The sequence below is a fragment of the Sulfurivirga sp. genome (assembly GCF_015490265.1).
Taxonomy (GTDB): Bacteria; Pseudomonadota; Gammaproteobacteria; order Thiomicrospirales; family Thiomicrospiraceae; genus Sulfurivirga.
In genome coordinates this window covers 1-4920 of sequence record NZ_WFYD01000050.1, presented here as the reverse complement: position 1 = coordinate 4920, position 4920 = coordinate 1, and the positions used below count along the sequence as shown (strand labels likewise).

Below are 4920 nucleotides of genomic sequence, written 5' to 3'. Positions count from 1 at the left end.
CGCTTCGCCGAAGCCTTCGCCGAGCGCATGCACGAACGGGTGCGCAAGGAATTCTGGGGCTACGCCGCCGATGAAGACCTCACCAACGACGACCTGATCAGGGAAAAATACATCGGCATCCGCCCCGCGCCCGGCTATCCCGCCTGCCCCGATCACACCGAGAAGGGCACCCTGTGGGCGCTGCTCAAGCCGGATGAGCGCATCGGCCTGAAGCTCACCGAAAGCTACGCCATGACGCCCACCGCCGCGGTCTCCGGCTACTACTTCAGCCATCCGAACAGCCGCTACTTCGGCGTCGGCGCCATCGGTCGCGATCAGGTGGAGGACTACGCCCGCCGCAAGGGCTGGACGGTGGAAGAAGCCGAGAAGTGGCTCGCCCCCAATCTGGGCTACGACCCGGAAGACTACAGCAACTGAAAAAGCGGCCACAGGGCCGCTTTTTCGTGCTTCGGGCTACAAAAAATGCAGGCTCTCGCCGCCGCACCAGCGCGGCATCCTGTAAAAATGGGGGAGACCCCGTATTTTTTAGCCTCAGAAGCCGCGCATCTGCTGCAGCTGCTCCTGGGAAGCCTGCTGCTGCGCCCTCATCTCCTGCATCTGCTGCTGCAACTCTCGCTGCTGCTGCACCATCTCCCTCTGTCTGACCGTCGCGTCCCTGTATGCTTCATCCATCCTGGGCACATCCAGCGCCAACCGGTCAATCAGTCTGTTGGCCGTCTCATGAACCCGGGCAATGTTTTCATTCTGAATCCGCTGGGTTTCCAGAATACGGTCAGCCATCTCGCCGATGCGGTCGGCCATGATGCCAATCTGCTCCTCGGTAAACAGAATGCGATCCGCCATCACGCCAATATCATCTGACAGCCGGAGCATGGCGCGCACCATGGTTTCGAGCGTATTGCGATACTGCTCGCTGCTGTCCGCCTCCGCACGACTGGCCAACCGCTCAATGCCTCCCGCAAGATTCACACTCAATTGCGACAACTGGATACTTTCATTCAGCAACTGGTCATAACCGGGCTGGGACATCACATCAGGCGACAGCTGCACCTGACGCGCGGTCTGGGCCAATACCTGCTCATAACGGTCAAGCCGCGCTGCCAACAGGCGAAGATCGGCCAGAGACACCTGTTGCCCGGCCTGTCGGCTGACGGCCTGTTCCAGTGCGCTGCCATCCTCGATCAACTGCGCCATCGCCCGGTCCACGGCTGAAACACTCTCCAGCGCCCAGGCAGACAGCGCCACCCCCCACAACAGCATGACACGGATTGCAGAAGCCAACATGCTCTTTTCCTCCCTCATCTGGCTGCAGATCATTATATGGGAATTTTTCACATTTTAAAGTGAAAAAAGGGGCATCGATTCGGCCGTGCCAGCGCGGCATCCTGTAAAAATGGGGGAGACCCCGTCCTCGGGGTCGTCAGATCAGTTGGCGAAGACGACCGTCTTGTTGCCGTGGATGAGCACCCGGTCTTCCAGGTGATAGCGCAGGCCGCGGGCCAGCACGGTCTTTTCCACATCCCGCCCCAGCCGGCGCATGTCCTCGATGGTGTGGCCGTGGTTGACGCGGATCACGTCCTGCTCGATGATCGGCCCCGCGTCCAGCACCTCGGTGACATAGTGACAGGTGGCCCCAATGAGCTTGACCCCCCGCTCGTAGGCCTGATGATAAGGGCGCGCCCCGGCGAAGGAGGGCAGAAAGCTGTGGTGGATATTGATCACCCGCCCGGCGTAGGCAGCGCAGATCTCCGGGGGCAGAATCTGCATGTAGCGGGCCAGCACCACCACGTCGATGTCGTGTTCCTCTACCAGCTCAAAGGCGCGGGCGAACGCCTGCGGCTTGCTCTCCGGCGTTACCGGCACATGGAAGAACGGCACGCCATACCACTCCGCCTGCTGGCGCAGCACCTCATGGTTGGAAATCACCAGCGCGATCTCGCCGGGCAGGTCCTTCTCGTGCCAGCGGTGCAGCAGATCCGCCATGCAGTGGCCTTCCTTGGACACAAACAGGGCGATGCGCTTGGGGCGGGCCGAGTCGGTCAGCTGCCAGCGCATGCCGAATTCTTCCGCAATGGGCGCAAAGCCCTCCCTGAACGCCTTAAGCCCACGGGGCACGGAGCTGGCCAGAATCTCATGCCGCATGAAGAACCAGCCGTTGACCGTGTCGGTATGATGGTTGGCTTCCACGATGGTGGCGCCCAGGCCGGCGATGTAGCCGGCCACGGCGGCCACGATGCCCACCCGGTCGGGACAGGCGATGGTCAGACGGTAGACATGGCTCATGGAACGAATCCTTGCTTATAATGCGGCACATTGTAGCAAGGAGCCGGTCCATGAAAGTCTGCAGCTTCAATGTCAACAGCATCCGCCAGCGCCTGCACCAGCTGCAGGCGGTGCGTGAGCGCATCGCCCCGCACATCATCGGCCTGCAGGAAACCAAGGTGCCCGACGAGGCCTTTCCGCTGGCGGACATTGAAGCGCTGGGCTACACCGCCCACTTCCACGGTCAGAAGACCCACTACGGCGTGGCGCTGCTGACCACGCCGGAGATGGAGGTGCTGCGGGTGCAGAAGGGCTTTCCCCACGACGGCGAGGACGCCCAGAAGCGGCTGATCATCGCCGATGTGCGCACCCCCGCCGGGGAAGAGATTCGCGTCATCAACGGCTACTTCCCCCAAGGCGAGAATCGCGATCATCCGGTCAAGTTCCCCGCCAAGGAAAAGTTCTACCGCGATCTGATCGACTACCTGAAGGCGGAATGCGATCCCCGCCAGCCGCTGATCATCATGGGCGATTTCAACATTGCCCCGCAGGACAATGACATCGGCATCGGCGCAGACAACGCCCGCCGCTGGCTGCGTCAGGGCAAGACCTCCTTCCTGCCGGAAGAGCGCGCCTGGTTCAATGAACTGCTGGCGTGGGGGCTGTTCGACACCTTCCGCACCGCCCACCCGGATGTGAATGACTGCTTCTCGTGGTTCGACTACCGCTCCCGCGGCTTTGAGCGGGAACCGAAGCGGGGTCTACGCATCGACCACATCCTCGCCACCGCGCCGCTGAACGAGCGGGTGGTGGACGCCGGCATCGACTACACCATCCGCGGCATGGAAAAACCCTCCGACCATGCCCCCGTCTGGACTGAATTCCGGGAGAACGCATGATCCCCGCCACGCTTGAAGCCCTCAACTGGCTCACCGACGACATCGCCCAGCTGTGGCTGGCCCCTCAGCAGGCCTGCAACTGGCAGGCGGGCGACTACCTGACCATGACGCCAGATGCCGCCCTGGATGCCCGTCCCTTCTCCATCGCCAATGCGCCCAATGCCGCCAGCCGCATCGAACTGCACATCCGCAATACCGGGGATGACTGGTACAACCGCCTGTTTGCGGCCACCCCCGGCGACACCCTGCTGCTGGGCGCACCGCAGCAGCAGTATCCCCTGCCCCGGGGCGACCGACCGGTCATCTTCGTCGCCGGCGGCACCGGCTTCGCCCCCTTCAAGGCGCTCACCGAGCAGCTGCTCGGTGACGGCTTCAACCAACCCATCCACTTCTACTGGGGCGCGCGCACGGCAAAGGACCTCTACCAGCATGAGGTCATTTCCGCCTGGGCGACTCACAACGACGGACTGCACTACATTCCCGTGCTGTCGGAGGAAGCGTGGCCGGGCCGCACCGGTCTGGTGGCCGATGCGGTGCTGGAGGATTTCGACAGTCTGGCGGGGCTGGAAGTCTATCTGTGCGGCCCGTGGCCAATGGTGGAAAGCGCCCGCATCCACTTCGAACACACCGGCGCCGACCTCATTCACTGAGCGGCGGAATGCCCGCCCACGGCGCCTCGAACTTGAGGGTGTGATAGCGCCAGCAGCGCATGGTGGGCGACCATCCCCGCATGCCCGCCTTGGCCATCAGATGGGTGAGAAACTGCACCTTGTCCGGCAGCTGCTCCCACACACTGGGGAGGAAGGTGGCCCGATGGACACCGTCATCGATGATCAGCCCATCCTCAAAGGGCACCAGCTGACGCAGCAGATCGTCCGCCGTAGCGCAGTCTGGAATGGGTTCCGGCGGCGTCAGCACCGACACCTCCACCGTCAGCCCTTCCGTCTCCGCCTCGCTCAAAGGCGCAAAGCGCGGATCGCGGAATGCCGCATTGAAGGCGTTGTCCGCCACATCCTCGATCAGCGGCCTGTAGGCCTGAAGCGAGCCGATGCAGCCGCGCAGCTGCCCGTGCCGGTTGAGGGTGACGAACGCCGCGCCCGGCTCATTCAGCCGGTCATCTTCACTGCGCACCCCCTGCAATGGCCGACCGGTGCGGAAGCCATGTTCAATGCTGGCCTTTGCCACCGCCAGCAGCGTCTGCTTTTGCGTATCATTCAGTTCCATGAGACAGCCTCCCTTCCACTTTCCGGCCAGACATTTCCTGCTGGCCTCAATCCTGATGCTGGCGGGCCTTCCAAACCTTCAGGCCGGGTCCCGGCTGCCCGATCATGCCGGACGCTTTCAGCCTGACGACCGGCTCGGCATTCAGCTACAGGTGGATGAAAAGCACCCCCTGCGCGTCCCTGCCGATGCCACCGTCATGGAAGTGGACCTGTTCGACACCCCGGCCAGCACCCTCCGCAAGATCAAAAACAGCGGACGCCGGGTGCTGTGCTACTTTTCCGCCGGTAGCCGGGAAGCCTGGCGGCCTGATGCCCGCCACTTCCCCCGCGCCCTGCTGGGCAAAGCCTATACCGGCTGGCCTCAGGAGCGCTGGCTGGACATCCGCCATCCTGCCCTCCGGCCGCTGATCGCTGCCCGGCTTGAACTGGCCCGGCGGAAAGGATGCGACGGCGTGGACCCGGACAATGTCAACGGCTTCGAAAACCCGACCGGCTTTGCGCTCACCCTCGCTGGCCAGCTGCGCTTCAACCGCTGG

7 protein-coding genes are annotated in these 4920 nt (G+C 63.3%); 4 read left to right on the top strand and 3 right to left on the bottom strand.

Annotated elements, in window-relative coordinates; translation table 11 throughout:
• The coding region (locus F8K16_RS03495; protein WP_294946998.1) for a vitamin B12 dependent-methionine synthase activation domain-containing protein at positions 1-417 on the top strand (417 nt) is incomplete at its 5' end.
• A gap of 114 nt (positions 418-531) precedes the next feature.
• Here the strand turns inward: F8K16_RS03495 and F8K16_RS03490 are convergent.
• A complete protein-coding gene (locus F8K16_RS03490; protein WP_294946995.1) occupies positions 532-1284 on the bottom strand; it encodes a hypothetical protein in 753 nt (250 codons plus the stop codon).
• Between the two features lie 141 nt (positions 1285-1425).
• Positions 1426-2283, bottom strand: coding sequence for a formyltetrahydrofolate deformylase (gene purU / locus F8K16_RS03485; protein ID WP_294946992.1), 858 nt, complete (start codon positions 2281-2283; stop codon positions 1426-1428).
• Positions 2284-2333: 50 nt separating this feature from the next.
• On the opposite strand from purU, the gene xthA reads away from it, so the two are divergent.
• The gene (xthA, locus tag F8K16_RS03480; protein WP_294946990.1) at positions 2334-3161 is read left to right on the top strand and encodes an exodeoxyribonuclease III; all 828 of its coding nucleotides are present in this window, start codon (positions 2334-2336) and stop codon (positions 3159-3161) included.
• A complete protein-coding gene (locus F8K16_RS03475) occupies positions 3158-3811 on the top strand; it encodes a hypothetical protein (protein ID WP_294946987.1) in 654 nt (217 codons plus the stop codon). The genes xthA and F8K16_RS03475 overlap by 4 nt, the downstream gene beginning before the upstream one ends.
• On the opposite strand, the gene amrA is transcribed toward F8K16_RS03475, so the two are convergent.
• Positions 3801-4385: an AmmeMemoRadiSam system protein A gene (amrA, locus tag F8K16_RS03470; RefSeq protein WP_294946984.1), complete on the bottom strand. Its 585-nt coding sequence runs from the start codon at positions 4383-4385 to the stop codon at positions 3801-3803. The genes F8K16_RS03475 and amrA overlap by 11 nt on opposite strands.
• Between amrA and F8K16_RS03465 the strand changes: the two genes are divergently transcribed.
• A partial coding sequence (locus tag F8K16_RS03465; RefSeq protein ID WP_294946981.1) for an endo alpha-1,4 polygalactosaminidase occupies positions 4384-4920 on the top strand: 537 nt, incomplete at its 3' end. The genes amrA and F8K16_RS03465 overlap by 2 nt on opposite strands.

Excerpts from the sequence above, each read along its gene's own strand:
- xthA (WP_294946990.1), top strand. The coding sequence starts at position 2,334 with ATGAAAGTCTGCAGCTTCAATGTCAACAGCATCCGCCAGCGCCTGCAC.
- purU (WP_294946992.1), bottom strand. The coding sequence starts at position 2,283 with ATGAGCCATGTCTACCGTCTGACCATCGCCTGTCCCGACCGGGTGGGC.
- amrA (WP_294946984.1), bottom strand. The coding sequence starts at position 4,385 with ATGGAACTGAATGATACGCAAAAGCAGACGCTGCTGGCGGTGGCAAAG.
- F8K16_RS03475 (WP_294946987.1), top strand. The coding sequence starts at position 3,158 with ATGATCCCCGCCACGCTTGAAGCCCTCAACTGGCTCACCGACGACATC.
- F8K16_RS03490 (WP_294946995.1), bottom strand. The coding sequence starts at position 1,284 with ATGTTGGCTTCTGCAATCCGTGTCATGCTGTTGTGGGGGGTGGCGCTG.